This window comes from Methanobrevibacter sp. (assembly GCF_017468685.1).
GTDB lineage: Archaea > Methanobacteriota > Methanobacteria > Methanobacteriales > Methanobacteriaceae > Methanocatella.
The window spans coordinates 1-21,705 of the sequence record NZ_JAFUHT010000021.1 but is presented as its reverse complement, the minus strand read 5'-3'; the positions used below and the strand labels follow the sequence as shown (position 1 = coordinate 21,705).

The window sequence follows — 21,705 nt, the reverse complement described above, 5'->3', positions numbered from 1 at the left end:
TATATATGATGACGTTATTATTTAAGAATATGGTAGATTTTGAAGAAATAATAAACACAAGAAGAAGCATTCGTCAGTATGATGATAAGGAAGTCAGTGATGAGGATATTTTAAAAATCTTAAAGGCTGGAATGCAGGCTCCTGGTTCAAGGCTTGGAGCTGAACCATGGGAGTTTGTAGTAATCAAAAACAAGGATACATTGGCTAAACTTGGTGAAATCAAACCACGTGTAACCAATGCGCCTGTAGCAATTGTATTGGTTGCTAATATTGAAAGATCCTTCTATAAAACTGTATGGCAACAGGATATGGGCGCGGCAGCTGAAAACATGTTGCTTGAAGCTGTAAATCTCGGATTAGGAGGACTTTGGAATGGAGTTGCACCTGAAGAAGATAGGATGAAAGCAATAGGTAAAATCATAGGAATAGATGACATTACTGAAACCAAACCGTACTGCATAATCACTTTAGGATATCCTGCAGATGGATGGGAAAACAAGTTCTTGGATAAATTTGACGAAGAAAGGATACATTATGAAAAATACTAACTACGATTTTAAAACAGTAATTGACCGCAAAAATACCAACTCACTTAAGTGGGATTTGTTTGATGATGATGCTCCCATGTGGGTGGCAGATATGGATTTCAAGGTTGCTCCAGCAATCGAAAATGCCATCTTAAAAAGAGCCTCTCATCCGGTATATGGTTATTCAATCATACCGGATTCACTCTTTGAAGCATATGTCAGCTGGTGGGACAGGAGATACGATTTCAAGATGTCCCGTGAAGAAATGCTTTATGCAACAGGAGTGATGCCTTCAATATCCTCAATGATTAGATGCCTGACAGATGAAAATGATGCTATTCTTATCCAATCACCGGTTTATCATGTGTTCTTTTATGTGATTCGGGATAATAATCGCCAGGTAGTTGAAAACGAATTGATTTATGAAGATGAGGAATATAAAATCGATTTTGATGATTTGGATGAGAAGCTCTCAAAGGTCAGGATGATGATACTGTGCAACCCTCAAAATCCTGTCGGCAAAATATGGTCAAAAGATGAACTCAAACAAATAGGTGAATTATGCAAGAAACACAATGTTATTTTGGTATCTGATGAGATTCACTGTGATTTAACTGACCCTGGAAAGCATTATAATCCATTCATGACATCAAGTGACTATGAAAATAGTATACTAGCTATATCACCTTCCAAATCTTTCAATGTTGCTGGCTTTCAAAGTTCAGTGGTATACTCAAAAAACACAGAACTGCTTGAAAGAATAAAAACACAACTCCACATTGACAATTCAGACTCATGCAACGTATTTGCAGTAAGTGCAGTTGAAGCTGCATACAATGACTCTGAAGACTGGCTTGAAGAACTTAAAGAAGTGCTGTATGAAAATAAGCAGATAGTAAAAGAATTTTTGGAAAGTGAACTTCCGATAATAAAACTGATTGACTGTGATGCAACATACTTGTTGTGGCTTGATTGCAGAAAACTCAACGTTTCATCAAATGTCCTTAAGGAATTCCTTCGCCAGAATCAGGGACTCTTTTTGTCAGCTGGAAGTGATTTTGGGGAGGTCGGCGATGGATTTTTAAGGCTGAATATTGCATGTCCGCCGAAATTGCTGAAAGATGGATTGTCCAAACTCAAAGCAGGAGTAATTGCCTTAAACAATATCAATAATCTGTCTAAGAATATTTAAGATTGATTTTGAAAATGTAAATTGCATAATATAGCAGGACAAAAGCCAATATTGAAAAGGCTATTCCGCTTGTAAATATTGACATCACACCAAAGTCAGTAACTAAAAAACCGCCAATAGCTATTCCTATAGCTATTCCACCATTCAATATGCTTAAAAACACACCGTTTGCAAGTTCCGGACTGTCCGGAACAACTGAACTTTCAATGAACTGTATGAGATTATAACCCATTCCATCCAGCACTCCAAATATCAAAAAGAAGACTATTGTTGGAATAAGATAATCTGCTGACAGATAAAGCATTGCAAAGACTGTCATTAACACCAATTGAAAGATTAACAGTGTGAGCTTTGCATTTCTTGTAATTAATTTTCCACCAATCCATGTTCCGCTTATTGATATCAAACCATAGACAAACAGCAAAACACTTAACTTGTAAGTGTAGATGTGTGTAACGGTCTGAAGGAAATATGGCATGTAATTGTAGACAATGCTTGCACCGATTGGCATCATAATTATCGCAACGGAACCCAAAAAGAATTCTTTTGTTATAACGCTGGATATTGGCTTTTCATAGCTTTTTGACCTGCCTTTGAGATTTGGAATGAATAATAGTATCAATATCAAACAGACTACTGTTATCAGGAATATCCAGCTCATTGCAACCTGATAGCCCCAGGTTGTACCTAACCATGTTGTAATAGGAAGGCCGACAATGCTTCTCACGGATATTCCAAGCAAAATCTTTGTAATGTAGTCCTGCTCCTCACCTTCGGGCGCTATATCTTCACAAACGGTCAATGCAATTGAAATGAATGCAGGATAAAATGCTGCTGAAATGATTCTGAAGGCAAAAGCAACAGCAAATGATTTTGTAAAAATTATTATGAAATTTGACAATGCAAATATCGCTAAAATAAGAATGAATGTTTTCTTTCGATTGAATCTTGAAAACAGAATAGGAACGAATAATCCGCATATTGCAATTGTGAATGTGAATGAACTGACATACAGTCCTGAAATTGCAATTGATGTTGAAAAATACTCGGATATCTGTGCTATGATGCCAACAATGCTCAATGGAGTGTTGATTGCAAGTGTTGACAGCATTAAAATATACAGGAGTATTTTTGGATTATTGTTCATGTTAATTATATTATACTTTAAGGTTTTATAAATTTTAATGTGTATCGATGAAATTCTGTATCAGCCAGTCTGATATGCTGATGTCTGAATCATATCTAACTATATCCTCTTTACTGAACCATTTGGCTTTTACTATCTCATCACCGTCCACATTGATTTCACCACAGTCATATTCAGCAGTAAATGCAAGCATCAGTGAGTTTGGAAACGGCCATGACTGGCTTTTCATATATTTCAGGGTCTTGATTTTGATTCCTATCTCTTCACCAACTTCCCTGTGCACCGCTTCCTCAATGCTTTCACCAGGCTCTACAAAACCTGCAACCAGAGCATACCTGTGGGTTTTATGATAGCTGTGCTTTGCCATGAGCAGCTTATCATCATTGCTTACAGCCACGATTATTGCAGGAGCAATCCTTGGATAGTGTACCTGACCGCATTCAGGACATTTCATCATCATGTCCTTTTCATCCAAAACGGTATGTACACCGCATTTTCCGCAGTACTGATGGGAAATAAACCAGTCTCTGATTAAAACTGCCCTATTTGCCATCAGATAGATGTCTTTATTGAGTTCATAAACCTCCTGCAGAGGATAAAATGAATCGTCTGAATCAGCATTTATGACAAAAGTGTCTTTTCCTTTGAATTTGCCGATGTAAAGTTTGAAATCAACTTCAAAATCCTTAAAACTTTCAGGCAATGTTTCATTGACTAAAAATAATTCCCTCTCATGGTTGAAAATAAAATAATATGCATTATCGCTATTGTATGTGTCACTGAAATCAATCTGATAATCTTCATAAATGGATTTTTCTATCATAACTATTATTATGTAGTTTAAGTAATTAAATGGTCACTTAAACTATATAAGAAATTAATTACATAATTTAAAATGGTGATATTAATGGTATCAGAAAATATGGAAAAAGCATTAAACGGTCAATTAAATGCTGAAATTTACTCAGGATATTTATACTTATCCATGGCATCATACTTTGAAGATGAAGACTTAGCAGGATTCGCCACCTGGATGAGAGTACAAGCAGAAGAAGAATTAGAACATGGAATGAAATTCTATGACTACATTATCAGAAGAGGAGCTTCTGTAACCTTGACTGCAATCGAAGGCCCACAAACCGAATGGGATTCTCCAGTAGCAGCATTCGAACATGTACTCGAACATGAAAAAATGGTATCAGGACTTATCAACGATTTGGTTGATCTTGCTATTGAAGAAAAAGACCATGCAACCAACAACTTCTTGCAATGGTTTGTTGAAGAACAAGTTGAAGAAGAAGAAAATGCAATGGAACTCGTTGCAAAAATCAAACTCGCTGACGGCGACAACAGATTAATCTATGAATTGAACAAAGAATTAGGTGCACGTTCACCTTCAGAAGACTAGATAATATTCTAGTCTGAACTTATTTTTTTTAGGTGTTTAAATGAAATATTCAGAGGGTCCTACTAGCGAAGCTCAAATAGACTCAGCACAATACGATTCCATACTGCTCGGTGAAAACGAACTGGGTACTGTGCACTTGCATGGTCCATTCGGCAATGAGGAATCAGAAATCAAGATTGCCTATGTAATAGGAATGCATCCTCTTGAAAGCAAATCGCACAGGGCACTGTTTGACATGCTAACACCTAAAGATGATTTAAAATATTGTTATTATATTTACAACATCAATGTCAATGATAAGGCATCAGAAACCGAAGGTCGTCTTGAAGGCCAGAAATTGGCTCAGGAGTTCATAAAAGATGATATCATTGACAAGAAATATGACTTGTTTTTAGACATTCACTCAAACCGTGGATCTGCAGGTCCTGGCGAGTATAAGATTACCAATTTCATTTTCGCACCAGGATTTGATGATTCATCCACAAAATTCCTGAATCAGATACTTGATGAAATTGATGAAATTGTATATTATGCACCGGAATTTAGGTCCAGTCCGCCATTCATTACTGAACCGACTGCAGCTTCTGGCATTCCAACAATTGTATATGAATGCTATTCATATGAAAAATTTGAAGTTTCATGCAATTTGGCATCTAAATTAATAATTACAGTTGATAATTTGGTATTCTAATCCATATTAACCTTTTATATATTATTAACAACAAATATATATTGAAAGTAAAAAATTGGATGTGAAAAATATGATAATTAGAGCACCTTCAAGAATACATATGTCCTTAATTGATTTAAACGGGTCATATAGAAGAGTCGATGGTGGAATTGGTTTAGCATTAGCTGATCCACAATTTGTCCTGGAAGTCGAGCAAACCGAAAGTGGCATAACACTTGAATTTGCAGATACAGTAACAGATTCAGAAGCAATAGAAGAATGCAGAGAAAAAATACCTGATGCAGCTCAAAAAACAATAGATTATTTTGGCATTGATTCAGGTTTCAAATTCACAGTTCACAATACCTACCCTCCACATTCAGGATTTGGAAGCGGAACACAAATTGCAGTTTCAACAGCCCACTTGATAACTGAAACCATGGGAATTGAAATTGAAAGTCGTGAACTAAGCAGTATTGTAGGAAGAGGAGGAACCTCTGGTATTGGAACCTACACTCACGATTTAGGTGGATTCATCCTTGACGGTGGTCACAGTAAAGAGGAAAAACCATTATTTTTACCTTCAGGAGCATCACAGGCAAAACCTGCAACATTGATTGCAAGATATGACTTCCCTGAAGAATGGAATATATTAATTGCCATTCCACATATTGAAAAACATATGGAAGGTGATGATGAAGTGGATGTATTCCAGACATATTGTCCTATCCCAAAAGAGGAAGTGGAACAGGTATCACACTTAATTTTAATGAATCTCGTACCATTTATGCTTGAAAAGGACATCAAAAACTTCGGATGGGCTGTAAGTGAACTTCAAAAAGTAGGATTCAACAAATTGGAACACAGCCTTGATGACAGTTACCTTCCTACAATGAAAGCTATTGAAGATGCAGGAGCTTATGGTGTGGGAATCAGTTCATTCGGACCTGTATTATACACAATGTTTGATGAATCCAATGCAGATATTGTTGAAAAGACCAAGGAAATCATTGGTGATAAGGGAACGGTATTTGTAACCAAAGCACAAAACCATGGATTTGTCATTGAAAAATAATAATTATTCTGGTGTAGATTTTGCAGAGAAAGACAAAATTAATACTCATTGTAGTTATACTGCTAATCATTGGCGGTTTAGTTTTAACAGAGACCAATAAGAACTACAATGACATTAACTACACTACAATTGCCGATACAGGCATAGGCACAGTCGAGAAGGGAATATCTGGAAATGCCAGTGCCGATGTAAGCATTGCTTTAATAACTGGAATTCATCCACGGGAAACATTATCAATTGACCCTGAAATTGAAGCCGCCAAGGAATATGGCAATGATAATGTCAAGATAATCAGCTACAAGGTTACAGTAACTCAAAATCCTGAAGATTACAAGCAGGGAAGAGCCAACGGTGAAAGTCTTGTACATGATTATGTTAATCCTGATGTAACCTCTTCTGATGCTGATGCAGTAATAATCAGCCATTCACACAATCCTGACTATGGGGACTGGTTCTATGTGGCCACACCTGAAATGGATAATGCATCTGTTGATATAGCTAAAAAAATCAATGAAACAAGTGATTTCAACTATTATCCGGTTACAGGCAATGAAACCTACAAATCAACTTCAGCAGTTCTTGTTTCAAAGCCAATTGCGCAGGCAGGCTATCCTACATTTGTCTATGAAGCACCGGAAGATGTTTCTGAAAGGACAGTAACTGACAAAACCAAGGAACTCTTTGACCTGCTGGTTGAATTCAGCTGATTAGTTTACATGTATTGATTTTGTAATTTTTAATGCAGTTATCGGGCCAATCCCTGGTACTTTAACTAATTTTTTTGTTGTAACATTTCTTAAATCTTCAAATGTCTTCAGATTAAGGTGTTTGCATATTGTATGAGCTTTAACGTTATTAATGCCGTTAATCAGTCTCAGATAATTGTATGCGACATTATCTGATTTTTCAGGCGGCTTTTTTGTCAGAGGGTCTATTTCAATACATGATTCTGCCTGTTTTTCCATCATTTTAAGTGCCAATTTTTTGCTTTGACAAATTATCACTGTGGTGAATGTGTTCAAACTGGCTATTGCTTCACAATAGTATTTGTTATTGTATAATTCAGGGTTTTTCTTGTCCAGTTCAATAATTATGAAGTGGTGTCTAAAATTATTGTATTGTCTTATGGCCTGATCAAAAACTCTTCCCTCCTTAACGCTATTTTTGAAGTCATTGAATGTTTTGTATTCAAAAACAACTTCAACATTTTTGTCTGAGAAAATGAAATCTCCTACGGACAATTCCTCAATGATAATTTTGTGATTTTTGCTGTACTGCTTAATGGCTTCGCAATGCCTGTTTGTTTCTCTATTATCGATTTTGACAATCATTCTAACCACAACAGGAATTAAATTTGTTCCTGTTTTTATAAGTAATTTTGCTTTGTTTTCAGGTCAATATTTCAAAGTGAAAGCAATTTTTAGAAAAAATAAGTATGTTTGTTCTAGTATATCTATATGGTATGGTTTTTAAAAGGATTTTTTTTTTGAAAAAATAGAATTAAAGAAGTTTATAAATTGTAAACTTCTTCAGCAGAAACGATTGGTATATTGTTTTCACTTAAAACGGAAATCAACTTATCAATGTCATCTGCATGCAGTAATAGGATAGCTTTGCCTTCCTTGTCATGTGAAAATGCGTAAAGATATTCCAAATCAATCAGATTATCTTTGATGACTCCTAAAACGGTAGTCAATCCTCCAGGAGTATCTGTCATTTCAACACCTATGATGTCTGTTATTTTAACCAGAAAGTTGTTTTCTTCAAGTGCATCCTTTCCTTTAATCGGATCGTCAACCACAAGTCTTAAGATACCGAATTCGGATGTGTCTGCCATACACATTGCTCTGATGTTAACATCTGCGAAGGTCAATACTTCCAGTGGTTTTGATAAGCTGCCCATTCTGTTCTGTAAAAATATTGATAGTTGTTTGATTTTCATCATATCACCTAGTGCAAGTTCCTTTTATCAATTACTCTTTTTGCTTTTCCTTCAAATCTTGGTAAGGTTTTTGGTTCTACCAGTGTTACTTTTACTCTGATTCCTGTTTCATTTTCGATGGATTTTGCAATCTTGTTTTGAACATTCATCATTTCCTTAATTCCGTCAAAGAAAATCTCTTGTGATGCTTCCACTTTAACTTCAATTTCATCAAGTGTTCCGGGTCTTGTAACTATAATCATGTAATGAGGCTCTGCATCACCAACCTTAAGCAATGCCTTTTCGATTTGTGATGGGAAAATAGCTACTCCTTTTACCTTAATCATATCGTCAGATCTGCCTGTTATTCTGCTCATTCTTGCATGTGTTCTTCCACATTCGCATGGTTCGCGTGTAATTTTGGTCAAGTCTTTTGTTCTGAATCTTATAACTGGCATTCCTTCACGGTCAATATTAGTCAGTACCAATTCACCAGGCTGGTTTTCACCCAATACCTGTTGGGTATCTGGATTGATTATTTCAGGGTAGAATATGTCTTCTGCAATGTGCAGACCTTTTTGTGCACTACATTCGATACCGACACCCGGACCCATTAGTTCTGTCAATCCGTAAATGTTGTATGCTTTACATCCAAAGAGTTCCTCAACTCTTGTCCTGATTTCTTCAGTCCATCCTTCTGCACCGAATCCTATTGCTTTAATGTCAAGTTCCTTAGGATCAATTCCGTCTTCAAGGGCAACTTCAGCCAAATGAATACCATATGATGGTGTGAAAATAAGTCCTGTGGTTCCAAAATCCTTCATGATTTCAATCTGTCTTCTGGTCTGGCCGGTTGAAATTGGAATGATTGCTGCTCCGACCTTATGTGAACCGTAATGAACACCAAAACCTCCGGTAAACAATCCGTATCCGTGGGTATTTTGTAGAATATCATCTTCGCCTATTCCCATCATTGTCAGTCCACGTGCAATAGTTTCTGCCCATGTATCCAGGTCTTTTTCAGTATAACCTGAGACAACAGGTTTTCCAGTAGTTCCTGAAGATGAATGAACTTCCTTGATTTCTTTGATGTCCACTGCAAATAATCCGAACGGATAGCTTTCACGCAAATCGTCTTTTGTAATGAATGGTAGCTTTTCAATGTCTTTTAAAGTTTCTATGTCTTCAGGATAAACTTCAGCATCACTGTATTTTTTATTATAATATGGTATTTTTTCAAATGCTCTTTTAACGGTTGCTTGAAGCTTTTTTAACTGTAATTCTTCAAGCTCTTCCCTTGGCATTGTTTCTATTTCTTCGTTCCAAAACATTTTTTGCCTCATTAATTCTTTTTAATATATATTATATTTGTTGTTAGCTTAAAACTTTCACTTTATAGTAAGTTTTTTATAAATATTAAATTATATATTTAAATTAGTAATGCTTTTTTGCATTGCTGTAAATCTAGGTGGGTATAATTAGCAATTAATTATATGTCTAGGTTAGGAGTTTATGAAAAAACATAATTTGTTTATGGTTTTTTTATTGATACTAACTCTGAGTTTGGTTGGTGCAGTGTCTGCCAGTGACAATATCACTGTAAGCGATGATGCTCCAATTCTGGATAGTCCTGACGAAATCCAAATGGAGGCAGTCAGTGATTGTGAAGTATCGGAAGTTTCACTTGAAAATGATAATTCGGATATAATATCTTTAAGTGAAGATGACTCGCAGGATATTTTATATGCTGCTGATGAGGAGGATATTCACACTCAACAGCTTGATAGAAATTATGAACTCGGATATGAAATCACCTCGGATTTTACCAATTCCGTCAGTATTGATGGTGAAGATATATTGGTAATTTCAAATGCTGGAATTTCAAGGATTGATAATGAAACCACAGAAAGTGTTTTAAATGGAATAATAGATGCTTCTAATGGATATATAACTTATGAAGATGGTAATCTTATATCATTATCTTCAACTGCTGATTCAGTATATGTAGCATTCTTTGTAAAACACGATAAATCTTTTACAATTGCATTGTATAAAAACGATGCAACCCCTATATATTGCGGTAATGTAGGTCCAAGAATATCTGCTGGTCATCTGGAAAAGTTAAAACTGCATGATATTGAAATTGCTTCGATATTGTCGGTTATTGATTCCTGGACTAGTGGAAATTTATATGATTTAAATATTACGTCATATCAAATTGGAAATTCTGATGGACTTTTAGGTGGAAAAGATAAGCTTCAAACTGTTAAATATTATCCACATGAATTTGATTTGCCTCTTGTTGATGTTTTAGGCGTCTCAAGGGATTTCGATGATGATGCGTTTATTTTGGAGAAGTCAAATTCTTCAGATGAAAAAGCGTCCTTCGATGTTAGTATGGTAGGTAGATCTATGGAGGAATCTTCAAGCTTAAACCTATATCAGATAGGTGTTGATGCAAGTAATGAGGCAATTAATTACTTAAAATCACAGGGTGTTGATATTCCTAATGATTATCCATATTTGTACGTTTTAACATCTGCAGGTCATGTTAAAGTTGATGGTTTAAAAACAGATAAGGTTCTTGATGGAATTTTAGACGCTTTGGGACCAAAATTCAATGAAAAACATTTAATTTCTGTAGATGATCCATCATGGAAGGATTTAGTATTTTATTTCATAGTGGTAAAAAATACTAAATATACATCATATGCTTTAAAATACGATTCAAATGCTGCTGAGTTAATTGAATCTGATAAAGTAAAAGAACAAGGGGATAATATGGCAAAAATTAGAGGATTGATTTCCACTAACCATAAAGATCATGGTTCATCTAAAAGCAGTCATAAGATTATTTCCAATGTTTATGCAATGGATTTAAATCAAACAGCCAGTGTTAATATTACTGATAATAAGACTTCCATTGATAATAAAACTTCAAGGGAAAATGTCACTAATATTTCAGACAATAAAAATAAATCTGATGAAATCGTTGACATGCCAGTTAATTCAAATGCTAATCCGTTTAACATTTTATATACATTGGCATCAATTTTAATAGTGTGTGTAATTTTTGGTAGAAGTTACCGAAAACGTTAATTTATAATATTTCACATCTGTGAAATATTTTTTTATTTTTTTTCAAAACCTAACTCTTTTTAACTTGTTATATTATAAATTTTCAGGATGTTTTCTTAGATACATATCGCTATCTAATAACTTTTATATATCTTATTAGATTAATATTAAAATGTAATTAATTAATTTTAATTTTATCATGGAGAATTTACTATGGATATGATGAGTGTATTGTGGCAAGTTGGAATCTTCGCATCAGTCCTTGTTTTTGGAATAAAGATAGGACTTGCTTCAGGATTGGCCGACCTGTCAAAAAAATTATTTGCAGTAATCTGCATTGCTTATGGTGGAGGTGTTGTATTAATTTCAGCAATTGCTTCTTTATATTCAGAACAGCTTGTTCAAGCAATTTATAGTTATAATACAATATTTTACATTATAATGGCTTCAATAATGATTATTGCAGGTTTGTTTACAATAAGAGAATGGAAGATACATGATAAGAATACATCTACTGCGACTTCCCTAGCTATTATTGCTCCTTGTCCATGTTGTTTTGGTTCAATTATCGCAAGTGTTTTGATCGTTGCACCAACAATAGGTGTAAGTTCACTTAATTTAAGCTGGTATGCAGCTGCTGCACTTGTTGGGGTCATGATTGTAACTTATTTGGCATCAAATACTATAGTTAAAGTTATCAATAGGCCTTATCCTATTGTTTTAGGTAATTTTATGCTTTTACTTGGTGCTTATTTCTTGCTTTCAGCGATTGTTATACCAAACATTGCAGGAGCATTATCAAAAACTACAAGTCCAATTACAATGAGTTCTCCTCAGGATATCCTAATGGTGATTTTAGCATTTGCTATTTTGCTTGTTGGAGGTATCGTTTTAAATAAAAGAGGCAGAAGTATTTTAAGATAAAGGTGAAAAAATATGGCTTTAAATATTCCGGGTGGAGAATTTTTAACTGGTTCTCTTGATGTAATTTCTCAAAGTTTAACAATACCTGTACTGATAATTCTACTGGTTATTGTTATCATTTCAATTATTACATTGGGTGGAGCTATTGCAGAGTATACTTCAAGACGTAAGGTTCCCGTTGGAACAATTAGAGATTTGATTTATGATATCAATAGAGCAGATTCTGTTGAAACATTAAAAAACGTTATTACTAATGCCAATATTCCAAAAGCACAAAAAAAGGTTTTAAATGAAATTGCTGCTTCATCTGAATTGGGGGATGCCTCAAGAGAAGCACTTGCACGTAAATTATTTGAATTTGAAGAAGAAAAAACAATGAATAATTTACAAAAAACTGATATTATTACTCGTATTGGACCAACCTTGGGATTAATGGGTACTTTAATTCCAATGGGTCCGGGTCTTGCAGCATTAGGTGCTGGAGATATTAATACATTAGCATCTTCATTGACAGTGGCATTCAACACTACTATTGTAGGTATCGGTTCTGGTGCTTTATGTTACTTTATAGGTAAAATCCGTTCAGGATGGTATGACAGATACTTATCTGATTTAGATGCTTTAATTGATTCAGTTCTTGACAAAATGAATAACTAGTGATTTTATGGTAAGGAAACAAAGTAGACGTAGATCTAAAAGAGTGGAAGAAGACCCGATGGCTGGTACATCCAACCTTGTGGATGCAATGCTGGTTATTGCTGTAGGTTTTTTAGTTTTTGTTATCATAAGCTGGAACATGCAGGCAATGATTGATCCTGACCAGAATATTCAAGAACAAATGCAACAAAAGACAATGACAGAAGTTGACCAAGGTCAAGAATTAAACGATACTCCTGATACTTCAAATAGTTCAGGTCAGGGTTATACTGAAATGGGTAAAGTTTATAAAGACCCTGCGACGGGTAAGCTGATAATGGTGGAAGGTTAATCTTCCACGTGAACTTTTTTTTTAAACTTTTTATATTTTAAAATATAATATATATTATAATGTTTGATAGTCATTTTTCAAGAGTAGTTATAGTGAATTTAATATCTGCACTTATCATTACATTTGTTGCATGTTATTTTTTAATGACATTCCATCTGACAGATGTATTGCACGTTGCAAATATATTTGGTTTGTATTTCTTAGTTATTTTTGGAATTGACATTCTGGTGGAATCAGGTGATGTGAAAAATAATCATGAAAGATTTCTCATAGCAATTGCTTTAATCATAATCTATGATGCAATATTTTTAATTTTCGTACCGTTAATATTCGGATCAGATTTCTTAAAGCTTTCAGATTACTTAATTTTTGTTTTTGATGGTGTAAGATTTGATTTAACATTAAATGTAGGTATATATTTAATTATTTTTGCTGTCATCATGCTGATTTTTAATTTCTTGCTTTACTTAAAGGATAAGGAAAAGTATGGGGTGGAATAGATGGAATATGCAAAACTCTCAAAATCAGTTATTATGTATTTCATAATGTCTGTAATAATCATGATAATGGTTTCATTTGTGCTGTCAACTGTTAAAATTGATTATTTGGCCTATCTTGGAGTATTGCTGGGTATGTATATTTTTGCAGGTTATGGTGTTAACCGCTTAATCGAAGATGGTATCATTGAAGATAACTATCAGAGATATATTGTAGCTATTTTATGTTTAATTATTTTTTATTTGTTTTTTGCTTATTTGATGCATTATGTATTTGATATGAACATATTTGCTCCGATAGTTTTGGGCAATGATTTGATTTTAGACTCCAAGGCAGTTCTAATTGTCTTTTCAATAATTGTTTTAATTGCCAATTATTTTTCAAGCCGATAATTTTATAAGTGGTTTTGATTAAACTAATACTTACGAATTTTAATAGGTGTTTAATTATATGGAATTCTGTCCTAATTGTGGTAAGATGTTAATGCCAAAAAAAGGCAAGATTAAATGTAGATGCGGTTATGAAAAAAACCTTGAAAAGGAAGATATTGAGGAACAATACACAATGGAAGGTGAAACCAATCCTCAAGCAAAAGTTATCGTAACCGATAGGGATAATGTGGCACTTCCGACAACTACAATAACCTGCTATAAATGTGGCGGGACAAAGGGATACTGGTGGACAGTACAAACCCGTTCGGCTGATGAGGCACCAACAAATTTTATAAGATGCGCAAAATGTGGAAACACCTGGAGAAGCTCAAACTAGGAGGATGAAATATGAAAATATGTCCGAATTGCGGTTCAATACTGGCAGATAATGAACCATATTGTGAAAACTGTGGTTACAATCCGGATTTTGATATGGATGATTGGGAAGATTAATCCAGTTTTTTGATTTGCAGTGAACGGTTAATGTCTGTTTTGAAATTCTTGTTCCAACTTCATGAAAACCCCTTTTTTCATGAAAACGAGTGCTTTTGTGATTGTATTCTGGTTCAATGTCAATTTCAGCACAAACCAAATCATAATTTTTATTTAAAGCGTGTTTGAAAATATTTTCATATAAATTTTGAGCAATACCTTCTTTTCTTTGATGCATTTCAACATTAGCTTGATTCAGTTTAAAAATTTATGGGTAATCTTTTTTTAAGGCTTTTCTAATCATTAATTGGAATTTGATTATTTTTCATTATTAAGTTATCGAAGGATGAAACTTTATTATAGTATTTAAATAAAATAATTAATAATGAAAACTCTTGAAAAAACACTAAAATCAGTAACTGAAAATCCCAAATATATCTTCAGATTAACGGTTCAGGGAGTGATGGTAGGTATATTTTCTGGACTGATGGTTTGTCTATATCGTTTTTTACTTTCAGGTTCGGAAAGTGTTTTAAGAGATTATCTGACTATAATACATGGGAATGTATTGTATATTGTTCTGTTTTTTATAGCTCTGGCGGTGATGGGACTTTTGATTGATAGGCTCACCAAATGGGAAGTTGACTCAGCTGGCAGCGGAATACCTCAGATATATGCAGAGGTTAAAGGTCATATGGAGGCCAATTGGATTAAAGTCCTTATTTCTAAAATCACTGCAGGTGTTCTGACAGCTCTTGGCGGTTTGTCACTTGGTCCGGAAGGTCCGTCAGTTCAAATTGGAGGTATGGCCGGAAAGGGCGTTGCAAAATTATTCAAGGGATCAAAAACCGATGAGCTAAGATTGATTCTTGTCGGATCTGCAGTGGGTATTACAGCAGCATTCAATGCACCGTTGGCAGGAGTAATATTTGTTTTTGAAGAGATTAATCATGGATTCGATAAAACATTGGTATTCATTGCTTTGGTTGCAGCCATCGTATCTGATTTTATCTCAAAAGTTATCTTTGGACAGCATACAATATTGTCCTTTCCAATTTTGGACATTCCGCTTGAATGCTATTGGATTTTAATTGTTTTGGGAATTATCATAGGTATTTTGGGTTATGTCTACAATGTGGGCATGATTAAGTCAAGTGATGTTATGAATCATCTTAATATACCTTCATGGCTTAAGTTTGTATTGGTTTTCATGGTTTCAGGTGTTGTTGCATTATTGATTCCTGAAATCAGTGATGGAGGACACTTTATGATGGACATGCTTGATGTTGCCATTCCATCTTTGGGAGTTTTGCTTTTATTGTTGGTTTTAAAATATCTCTTCTCAATGTTTTCATTCTCATCAGGAGCTCCTGGAGGAATATTTTTACCGATTCTTGTTTTAGGCGCGTATATTGGTGCTGTTTTTGGAAGTGTCGTTGTTCAGCCATTGGGATTGGAACATGACTTGATTTATAAGTTCATTGTAGTTTCAATGGCAGGATTTTTTGCAGCAACTGTCAGATCACCAATTACCGGTGTGGTTCTGCTTGCTGAGATGTGCGGTTCGACTGAGTCATTGGTTGCAATGATTATAGTGTCTTTAATTGCGTATGTGGTGCCTACACTCTTGGGAAATGATCCGATTTACGAGTCATTATATGACAGATTGTTATTGAACAAGAATAGGGAATATGTTAAAAAACCTTCAAAACATGTCTTATCAGAGTATTTGGTGCCTCTTGATTGTAATTATATTAATTTTAAAGTTAAAGATATTCCATTTCCTAAAAATGCTATTGTTGTTTCAGTCATACGTAATGGAAAGTATATTATTCCAACGGAGGATTTCCATATTAAATATGGCGATCAGATTCATGTTTTAACAGATAGTAATGATTATCCATTTGTCAGACAGGAAATTGAAGAGTTGTTTGGTGGTTAGATGAGTATAGTATTCAAAAGACAAAGTGTACGCAGATTCACTGATGAAAAGGTCAGTGATGAGAAAATTGAAAATCTCCTAAAAGCGGGAATGCAGGCACCTTCTGCCTGTAACCAGCAGGCATGGGAGTTTGTAGTTATCAGTGATGAGGAAGACAAAAAAGCAGTTTCCGAGATGCATCAGTTTGCAAAGCCTGCAGAAAAGGCATCACATCTGATTGTTACAGTAGGAAACCTCAACGAGGCTAAGATTCACCGGATGATTGAACAGGACCTTGGAGCTTGTAATGAAAATATATTGCTTCAGGCAACCCATGAGGGATTGGGTGCTGTTTGGTTGGGATTCCACCCAATAGAAGACCGTACTTTGAAGTTAAAGGAATATTTGAATATTCCTGATTATTGCATACCGTTTTCTGTAATTTGCGTTGGTTATCCTCAAAAAGAAAATGAAGTGAAGCTTAGATATGATGAATCAAAAATTCACTTTGACAGATACTGAAATGTGTAATGATTATATATTTAATTGAATAAAATTATAATCATTAAAAGGGGTTAACATGGCAAGGATTTATTTAAATGATTTTGAACATTTTAATTCAACCACTGAGAGTATTTATGAATTGGGGGATTTTAATGTTCTCATTATATTAACTGATGGAACTAATTTGACCAGTTGGGATTATGTTGAAAATCCTGAGGATATTCTATATATCAGTGAAGACCTATTCGGTAAAACAATCCTTGAAGGCAGATACAAAGATTTAATAAACCTGAGAGCCATTGTTACATTGGGTGTCGGAAATATAGTGTCGACCAGAGATATGTTTAACGGTTGTGAATCATTAGTTGAAATATCCTCTCTTGATACATGGGATGTTTCTTTGGTTGATGATGTCAGCAACATGTTTAAGGGATGCTCTAGCTTAGAAGATATTTCCGCTTTAGCCAACTGGAACACCTCTAATGTTATTGATATGTCATGCATGTTCATGGGATGCTCTTCACTTGAAAGTGTTTCCGCTTTGGCTAATTGGGATGTCAGCCACGTTGATGATATGCATTACTTATTTTCAGATTGTCTTAAACTTACAGATATTTCTGCATTAGCCAATTGGGATGTTCGCAATGTACGGGATATTGCATGCTTGTTTGAATTTTGCGCTTCCTTGGAAGATATTTCTGCATTGAAAAATTGGAATCTGATTAATGCGTTTAATGTAACTGCACTTTTTAGAAGCTGTGTTAGTCTTAAAGATATTTCTCCATTGTCTAATTGGGATTTATCATTAATGGATAATAATAAAAGTCTTTTGTCCATTTTTGCATATTGCAGTTCTATTAAAAATTTATCTCCATTGAAATCATGGGATGTATCTAAAATCAATAGGATATCTGGACTTTTTGAAGGTTGCAGTTCAATTAAAAATCTGTCTGCACTTAAAAATTGGGATGTTTCAAATATTTCCTCATTTGATTTTCTGTTTAAAAACTGTACTTCACTAACAAATATATCTGCTTTAAAGGAGTGGAATATATCCAATGTATCTTCATTAAAAAGCATGTTTAAGCATTGTGAGTTGTTGGAAGATGTTTCACCTTTAAAGGAGTGGGATGTAAGCAATATCAATAATATGGAAGGAATGTTTAAGAAATGCGATTCATTAGTTGATGCATCTGCATTATCCGATTGGAAAGTATCAGATAATTTGAATATTGATTCCATCTTTGATGAATGCAGTTTGCTTGAAGTATATCCTGAATGGTATAAATTGGAAGTTTTAAAAAATAGGGATTTAAATCCTGATTCATTTGAAATATTCATTAATGAGCTGGATGAATCCTTTTTCAAAGTAAACCTAAATAATTTTGATGAAGAAACTCAGATGGACATTGTGGATTCAGTTGACAGCCAATCCATTTTGGAGTTCATTGTTGACAGGTCTAAATTCAAATCCGTTCAGCACATTGCACTTGAAAAAATCACTGATGAGACAATTTTAACCAATATTGCAATCAATGATCATAATTATGACATATCCCCTTCAGATGATGAGTCAAATCCTTTAAACTACAAATTTTATTTCTACAATCGTGAAGAGGCATTTGTCAAAATCAAAAACAAAGTCATGCTTGTTAAAATAGCAAAAGAAAGCCAGTATATTCTTGATAATATTGGCCATATTATGAAATATGTTGACAGTGAAGAGGAATGGATTGACATTGTTTTAAATTCAAAATCCCTTGATGTAAGTTTATTTGCTCTTTTGAATATAAAATCTCAAAATTCCTTTGAAAGGATTATTGAAGAATGTAGTGATGAAGAGATTTTAAAGTATGCAAATGACATGGCTAAAAAAGAGTAATTGAATTCTATTTTTTTTAAATTATTTTAGGCAAATTTAAATAAGAATAACAATAAATTTTTACACAATAACTTAATGTTTTAAGTTAATATTTTTAGAGGTTAAAACTATGGTAAGTGTAAACGTAGAAGCTAAAAAAACCGTAGATGTAATGATAGAAAAAGCAGATGAATTAAACATCGCTGTTGCAACTTTAGATAATGGTGCTACTGTTATCGACTGTGGTGTAAATGTCGATGGAAGTTTTAAAGCAGGAGAACTTTATACTAAAGTTTGTCTTGGTGGACTTGCAGATGTTGGAATTTCAATTCCGGGAGATTTATCTGAAAAATTCGCACTTCCTTCAGTAAAAATTAAAACTGACTCACCTTCTATTTCAACCTTAGGTTCTCAAAAAGCAGGTTGGTCTGTTTCTGTTGGTGATTTCTTTGCATTAGGTTCAGGACCTGCAAGAGCAATCGCATTAAAACCAGCTGAAACTTATGAAGAAATTGATTACGAAGACAAAGATGCAGACTTAGCAATCTTAACACTCGAAGCTGATGTATTGCCTGGTGACGATGTTGCTCAATACATTGCTGATGAATGTGATGTTGATGTTAAAAATGTTTACTTGCTTGTAGCTCCTACATCTTCCCTTGTCGGATCTATCCAAATTTCCGGAAGAGTAGTTGAAAACGGAACCTACAAAATGTTAGAAGCAATCAAATTCGATGTAACCAAAGTAAAACATGCAGCAGGTATTGCACCAATTGCACCTGTTGACCCAGATGGTTTAAAAGCAATGGGTAAAACCAACGATGCAGTATTGTTCGGTGGAAGAACCTACTACTATGTTGAATCTGATGAAAACGATGATATTGCTGATGTAGCAGCTAAATTACCATCATCTGCAGCTGATGGATATGGTAAACCATTCTTCGATGTATTTAAAGAAGCAGAATTTGACTTCTACAAAATCGACAAAGGAATGTTTGCTCCTGCAGAAGTAGTAATTAACGATTTGACTACTGGTAAAATTTATAAAGAAGGATTTGTTAACGCAGATTTACTTAAAAAATCCTTCGGCGTAGATGAATAATTTTATTCATCTTTTCTTTTTTTTAAATATTTTCACATCATCTTTAATTTAAAAATAATAAATTAATCGGGCAATGTTGAGTTTAAGTCTAATTATTGATTCAACTTGCGAAATATCTGGGTTGTTACAATTAAATCTTTTTTTTAAAGAGGTAACTCGATAATCTTTTAATGGCATTTTTATGTGTTTTGAGTTTAATTAACTTGGGATTTTATTTATTTTTTTTATTAATTGAATATTTGATTGATTTATGTTATTTTTACTTTATTTTGTTATTTATTTTATTTTTTATTTTATTTTCCTTTAATTTTAAGGTGTTTTTTTTGATAGTTAAATTTATTAGTTTTTTAGTTCAAATATATGAATGGTATACCAATTTTTTCTATTTTCACCAGATAATTCAATTTCTGGTGAAAATAGTGATTTCTCGATGCTAAGGTTGCCTAAAAGAGGTGAATAAAAGATTTTATTGAATAAAAATTTAAATCACTTCAAATTTTTATTATTTGGAAACAAAATTTTTCTTGATTTTTTTATGAGGGAGAATAAAAATCAACAAATTGTTCCTTTAAGTTCTTTTAATCGTATAATATTGTATAATAAACCTCTCAGAAGCATTTCATTTTGATTTGCCGTGAAATCACGGCATAACAAGTTCAAAATACTATTCTTAGTCTTGTGAAATCCATTAATGCATTCGCTGTTGGGGAATCTGTCTTTGTAAATTTCGTTGTATTTCCCTTCAGCAAATTCATTAGTCATTTTATACATATATAAACTCATTCTATCCTCAATTTCAGCACATTTGCATTTTTCACCATATTTTTCAACAAAAGGACATCCACTACAATCTTTGCAACTGAATTTGAAACTAAACTCTCGTAAATCTCCAAAAATATGTGATTGTTTGTTGTATTTTCCATTTGTTACTTTATAACTGTCTAAACTTATTAATCGTTCATTTGGACAGATATATGCATTAACAATGCGAATGCATTGTTTTTTTGAGACATTGTCTTTCTTTTTGTTGTTTTTTCCATCTTTTAATTGAATGTTCCAAAGTTTTCTTTTTTTGTTATTATTTTGTCTTGCAATTTGTTTGGACATTACAATAAAATTGAGGTCATTAAAATCTGCTATTTCAAAATTATCATTGCTAAAATAACCTGAATCGCAAATAAAAATTGCTTGGTCAATTAAATTTTCAAATTCAAATTTTTCGTAATCTTGTTGAGATCCATATTTTAGATTTAATTCTTTCAATATTTCAAAACTTAATTTTAATTCTTTTAAAACTTCTTCTAATACCGAATGGTCATTTGGTTTTCGCAATAGAACACCAGTTATTAATATTTGATGATTTGCCATGATTGATTGGAGATTTAATCCAAATTCATATCCTCCTTTTTTGGTTTTCATCATTACAGCATCAGGAAAACTAACAGAAACATAATTTTTATTACTTTTACCAATAGCATTTTTTAATTCTTCCAAATTATTAAAAACTTTTCTACAATAAATTTTACTGTTTTTTAAAGCCAATTTAAGTACTTTTTCAGTTTCTTCATCAAGATCTTCTGACTCCAATATTTTGTTTAATTTTTGTTTAAATCTTTTTGGAGAACTTTTTTTGCCATTATGGATTAATCCTAACTTTTTAATCTTTTTGACATTTTCAATTTCTTCCAAATGAATTAAATAATATTTAGATGCATTAACTAATGCATCTGTACCATCTACAAATAATTGAGCTAAATCCAACCAACCATAATCATTTAATCTAATTAAACTGAATAGAAAAATTTTTTTCAAAATTCTTGGATCAGAATCTTTAAGCAATCTTCGATAAACATCTTCCTTTGGATTAAAACCGGAAGTAAACATGTTGATTAAACTACTATCTTCACAAAAGGAACTTATACTTTTTAAATTTGTTTTTCCAATTTTTAATGCAAACATCAATCCTCCAAGGACTAATGTTCTTGGATAAGCTTTAGGTCCTCTTTTAGAATTGAATTTCAAATCC

General features: G+C 33.4%; 24 protein-coding genes and 1 pseudogene. 18 read left to right on the top strand and 7 right to left on the bottom strand.

Annotated elements, in window-relative coordinates; genetic code table 11:
• The first annotated feature begins 29 nt into the window (after nt 1–29).
• Nucleotides 30–548, top strand: coding sequence for a nitroreductase family protein (locus IJ258_RS03055; RefSeq protein WP_292802721.1), 519 nt, complete (start codon nt 30–32; stop codon nt 546–548).
• Nucleotides 535–1,719, top strand: coding sequence for a MalY/PatB family protein (locus IJ258_RS03050; protein ID WP_292802718.1), 1,185 nt, complete (start codon nt 535–537; stop codon nt 1,717–1,719). Before IJ258_RS03055 ends, IJ258_RS03050 begins: the two co-directional genes overlap by 14 nt.
• Here IJ258_RS03050 and IJ258_RS03045 read toward each other — a convergent pair.
• Nucleotides 1,706–2,866 carry an MFS transporter gene (locus IJ258_RS03045; RefSeq protein ID WP_292802715.1) on the bottom strand — a complete coding sequence of 387 codons (1,161 nt, stop codon included), beginning with the start codon at nt 2,864–2,866 and terminating at the stop codon, nt 1,706–1,708. The two genes, IJ258_RS03050 and IJ258_RS03045, sit on opposite strands and share 14 nt — an antisense overlap.
• A 34-nt stretch (nt 2,867–2,900) precedes the next feature.
• Nucleotides 2,901–3,689, bottom strand: a complete 789-nt coding sequence (nudC, locus tag IJ258_RS03040) for an NAD(+) diphosphatase (RefSeq protein ID WP_292802712.1) — start codon at nt 3,687–3,689, stop codon at nt 2,901–2,903.
• A gap of 84 nt (nt 3,690–3,773) precedes the next feature.
• Between nudC and IJ258_RS03035 the strand changes: the two genes are divergently transcribed.
• The 4 genes from IJ258_RS03035 (at nt 3,774) to IJ258_RS03020 (ending at nt 6,726) form a co-directional block, all read left to right on the top strand.
• On the top strand, nt 3,774–4,274 hold the full coding sequence (locus tag IJ258_RS03035) for a ferritin (protein ID WP_292802709.1): 501 nt from the start codon (nt 3,774–3,776) through the stop codon (nt 4,272–4,274).
• A gap of 40 nt (nt 4,275–4,314) precedes the next feature.
• Nucleotides 4,315–4,965, top strand: a complete 651-nt coding sequence (locus IJ258_RS03030) for an adhesin (RefSeq protein WP_292802706.1) — start codon at nt 4,315–4,317, stop codon at nt 4,963–4,965.
• Nucleotides 4,966–5,035: 70 nt separating this feature from the next.
• Complete coding sequence (locus tag IJ258_RS03025; RefSeq protein WP_292802703.1) at nt 5,036–6,019, top strand: beta-ribofuranosylaminobenzene 5'-phosphate synthase; 984 nt, start codon at nt 5,036–5,038, stop codon at nt 6,017–6,019.
• A gap of 20 nt (nt 6,020–6,039) precedes the next feature.
• Nucleotides 6,040–6,726, top strand: a complete 687-nt coding sequence (locus tag IJ258_RS03020; protein WP_292802700.1) for a hypothetical protein — start codon at nt 6,040–6,042, stop codon at nt 6,724–6,726.
• On the opposite strand, the gene IJ258_RS03015 is transcribed toward IJ258_RS03020, so the two are convergent.
• The 3 genes from IJ258_RS03015 to IJ258_RS03005 all read right to left on the bottom strand — a co-directional run bounded on the left by IJ258_RS03015 (nt 6,727) and on the right by IJ258_RS03005 (nt 9,271).
• Entirely contained in the window at nt 6,727–7,350 is a 624-nt protein-coding gene (locus tag IJ258_RS03015) for an ERCC4 domain-containing protein (RefSeq protein WP_292802697.1), read from the bottom strand.
• 179 nt (nt 7,351–7,529) lie between these two features.
• The gene (locus tag IJ258_RS03010; RefSeq protein WP_292802694.1) at nt 7,530–7,961 is read right to left on the bottom strand and encodes an acetolactate synthase; all 432 of its coding nucleotides are present in this window, start codon (nt 7,959–7,961) and stop codon (nt 7,530–7,532) included.
• Nucleotides 7,962–7,969: 8 nt separating this feature from the next.
• Nucleotides 7,970–9,271 carry a phenylacetate--CoA ligase family protein gene (locus tag IJ258_RS03005; RefSeq protein ID WP_292802691.1) on the bottom strand — a complete coding sequence of 434 codons (1,302 nt, stop codon included), beginning with the start codon at nt 9,269–9,271 and terminating at the stop codon, nt 7,970–7,972.
• 214 nt (nt 9,272–9,485) lie between these two features.
• On the opposite strand from IJ258_RS03005, the gene IJ258_RS03000 reads away from it, so the two are divergent.
• The 8 genes from IJ258_RS03000 (at nt 9,486) to IJ258_RS11925 (ending at nt 14,312) form a co-directional block, all read left to right on the top strand.
• The gene (locus tag IJ258_RS03000) at nt 9,486–11,039 is read left to right on the top strand and encodes a hypothetical protein (RefSeq protein ID WP_292802688.1); all 1,554 of its coding nucleotides are present in this window, start codon (nt 9,486–9,488) and stop codon (nt 11,037–11,039) included.
• A gap of 192 nt (nt 11,040–11,231) precedes the next feature.
• Nucleotides 11,232–11,942, top strand: a complete 711-nt coding sequence (locus IJ258_RS02995) for a DUF2162 domain-containing protein (protein ID WP_292802685.1) — start codon at nt 11,232–11,234, stop codon at nt 11,940–11,942.
• Nucleotides 11,943–11,954: 12 nt separating this feature from the next.
• Nucleotides 11,955–12,599, top strand: a complete 645-nt coding sequence (locus tag IJ258_RS02990) for a MotA/TolQ/ExbB proton channel family protein (RefSeq protein ID WP_292802682.1) — start codon at nt 11,955–11,957, stop codon at nt 12,597–12,599.
• Between the two features lie 7 nt (nt 12,600–12,606).
• A complete protein-coding gene (locus IJ258_RS02985; RefSeq protein WP_292802679.1) occupies nt 12,607–12,930 on the top strand; it encodes a DUF2149 domain-containing protein in 324 nt (107 codons plus the stop codon).
• A gap of 59 nt (nt 12,931–12,989) precedes the next feature.
• The gene (locus IJ258_RS02980; RefSeq protein ID WP_292802676.1) at nt 12,990–13,430 is read left to right on the top strand and encodes a hypothetical protein; all 441 of its coding nucleotides are present in this window, start codon (nt 12,990–12,992) and stop codon (nt 13,428–13,430) included.
• Nucleotides 13,431–13,820, top strand: coding sequence for a hypothetical protein (locus IJ258_RS02975; RefSeq protein ID WP_292802673.1), 390 nt, complete (start codon nt 13,431–13,433; stop codon nt 13,818–13,820). It begins immediately after the preceding gene.
• A gap of 58 nt (nt 13,821–13,878) precedes the next feature.
• A complete protein-coding gene (locus IJ258_RS02970; RefSeq protein WP_292802670.1) occupies nt 13,879–14,196 on the top strand; it encodes a transcription factor S in 318 nt (105 codons plus the stop codon).
• 11 nt (nt 14,197–14,207) lie between these two features.
• Nucleotides 14,208–14,312 carry a zinc-ribbon domain-containing protein gene (locus IJ258_RS11925; RefSeq protein ID WP_366514562.1) on the top strand — a complete coding sequence of 35 codons (105 nt, stop codon included), beginning with the start codon at nt 14,208–14,210 and terminating at the stop codon, nt 14,310–14,312.
• 76 nt (nt 14,313–14,388) lie between these two features.
• On the opposite strand, the pseudogene IJ258_RS11920 reads toward IJ258_RS11925, so the two are convergent.
• Nucleotides 14,389–14,529 (bottom strand): annotated as a pseudogene (locus IJ258_RS11920) (hypothetical protein); the annotation flags it as partial.
• 147 nt (nt 14,530–14,676) lie between these two features.
• Between IJ258_RS11920 and IJ258_RS02960 the strand changes: the two are divergent.
• From IJ258_RS02960 to mch, 4 genes are all read left to right on the top strand, one after another.
• Nucleotides 14,677–16,233, top strand: a complete 1,557-nt coding sequence (locus tag IJ258_RS02960; RefSeq protein WP_292802664.1) for a ClC family H(+)/Cl(-) exchange transporter — start codon at nt 14,677–14,679, stop codon at nt 16,231–16,233.
• Nucleotides 16,234–16,734, top strand: coding sequence for a nitroreductase family protein (locus IJ258_RS02955; RefSeq protein ID WP_292802661.1), 501 nt, complete (start codon nt 16,234–16,236; stop codon nt 16,732–16,734).
• Between the two features lie 58 nt (nt 16,735–16,792).
• Nucleotides 16,793–18,598 carry a BspA family leucine-rich repeat surface protein gene (locus tag IJ258_RS02950; RefSeq protein WP_292802658.1) on the top strand — a complete coding sequence of 602 codons (1,806 nt, stop codon included), beginning with the start codon at nt 16,793–16,795 and terminating at the stop codon, nt 18,596–18,598.
• A 109-nt stretch (nt 18,599–18,707) separates the two neighbouring features.
• Entirely contained in the window at nt 18,708–19,679 is a 972-nt protein-coding gene (gene mch, locus IJ258_RS02945) for a methenyltetrahydromethanopterin cyclohydrolase (protein ID WP_292802655.1), read from the top strand.
• Nucleotides 19,680–20,231: 552 nt separating this feature from the next.
• Here mch and IJ258_RS02940 read toward each other — a convergent pair.
• Nucleotides 20,232–21,705 (bottom strand): transposase (locus tag IJ258_RS02940; protein WP_292802652.1); only part of this gene is annotated, 1,474 nt, incomplete at its 5' end.

Bases quoted from the DNA above. Each gene is read 5' to 3' on its own strand.
- IJ258_RS02950 (WP_292802658.1), top strand. From the start codon at position 16,793: ATGGCAAGGATTTATTTAAATGATTTTGAACATTTTAATTCAACCACT.
- IJ258_RS03010 (WP_292802694.1), bottom strand. From the start codon at position 7,961: ATGAAAATCAAACAACTATCAATATTTTTACAGAACAGAATGGGCAGC.
- IJ258_RS03025 (WP_292802703.1), top strand. From the start codon at position 5,036: ATGATAATTAGAGCACCTTCAAGAATACATATGTCCTTAATTGATTTA.
- nudC (WP_292802712.1), bottom strand. From the start codon at position 3,689: ATGATAGAAAAATCCATTTATGAAGATTATCAGATTGATTTCAGTGAC.
- IJ258_RS03005 (WP_292802691.1), bottom strand. From the start codon at position 9,271: ATGTTTTGGAACGAAGAAATAGAAACAATGCCAAGGGAAGAGCTTGAA.
- IJ258_RS02970 (WP_292802670.1), top strand. From the start codon at position 13,879: ATGGAATTCTGTCCTAATTGTGGTAAGATGTTAATGCCAAAAAAAGGC.
- IJ258_RS02980 (WP_292802676.1), top strand. From the start codon at position 12,990: ATGTTTGATAGTCATTTTTCAAGAGTAGTTATAGTGAATTTAATATCT.
- IJ258_RS03050 (WP_292802718.1), top strand. From the start codon at position 535: ATGAAAAATACTAACTACGATTTTAAAACAGTAATTGACCGCAAAAAT.
- mch (WP_292802655.1), top strand. From the start codon at position 18,708: ATGGTAAGTGTAAACGTAGAAGCTAAAAAAACCGTAGATGTAATGATA.
- IJ258_RS02975 (WP_292802673.1), top strand. From the start codon at position 13,431: ATGGAATATGCAAAACTCTCAAAATCAGTTATTATGTATTTCATAATG.
- IJ258_RS02955 (WP_292802661.1), top strand. From the start codon at position 16,234: ATGAGTATAGTATTCAAAAGACAAAGTGTACGCAGATTCACTGATGAA.
- IJ258_RS03055 (WP_292802721.1), top strand. From the start codon at position 30: ATGGTAGATTTTGAAGAAATAATAAACACAAGAAGAAGCATTCGTCAG.
- IJ258_RS11925 (WP_366514562.1), top strand. From the start codon at position 14,208: ATGAAAATATGTCCGAATTGCGGTTCAATACTGGCAGATAATGAACCA.
- IJ258_RS03015 (WP_292802697.1), bottom strand. From the start codon at position 7,350: ATGATTGTCAAAATCGATAATAGAGAAACAAACAGGCATTGCGAAGCC.
- IJ258_RS02960 (WP_292802664.1), top strand. From the start codon at position 14,677: ATGAAAACTCTTGAAAAAACACTAAAATCAGTAACTGAAAATCCCAAA.
- IJ258_RS02985 (WP_292802679.1), top strand. From the start codon at position 12,607: ATGGTAAGGAAACAAAGTAGACGTAGATCTAAAAGAGTGGAAGAAGAC.
- IJ258_RS02995 (WP_292802685.1), top strand. From the start codon at position 11,232: ATGGATATGATGAGTGTATTGTGGCAAGTTGGAATCTTCGCATCAGTC.
- IJ258_RS03030 (WP_292802706.1), top strand. From the start codon at position 4,315: ATGAAATATTCAGAGGGTCCTACTAGCGAAGCTCAAATAGACTCAGCA.
- IJ258_RS02990 (WP_292802682.1), top strand. From the start codon at position 11,955: ATGGCTTTAAATATTCCGGGTGGAGAATTTTTAACTGGTTCTCTTGAT.
- IJ258_RS03035 (WP_292802709.1), top strand. From the start codon at position 3,774: ATGGTATCAGAAAATATGGAAAAAGCATTAAACGGTCAATTAAATGCT.
- IJ258_RS03045 (WP_292802715.1), bottom strand. From the start codon at position 2,866: ATGAACAATAATCCAAAAATACTCCTGTATATTTTAATGCTGTCAACA.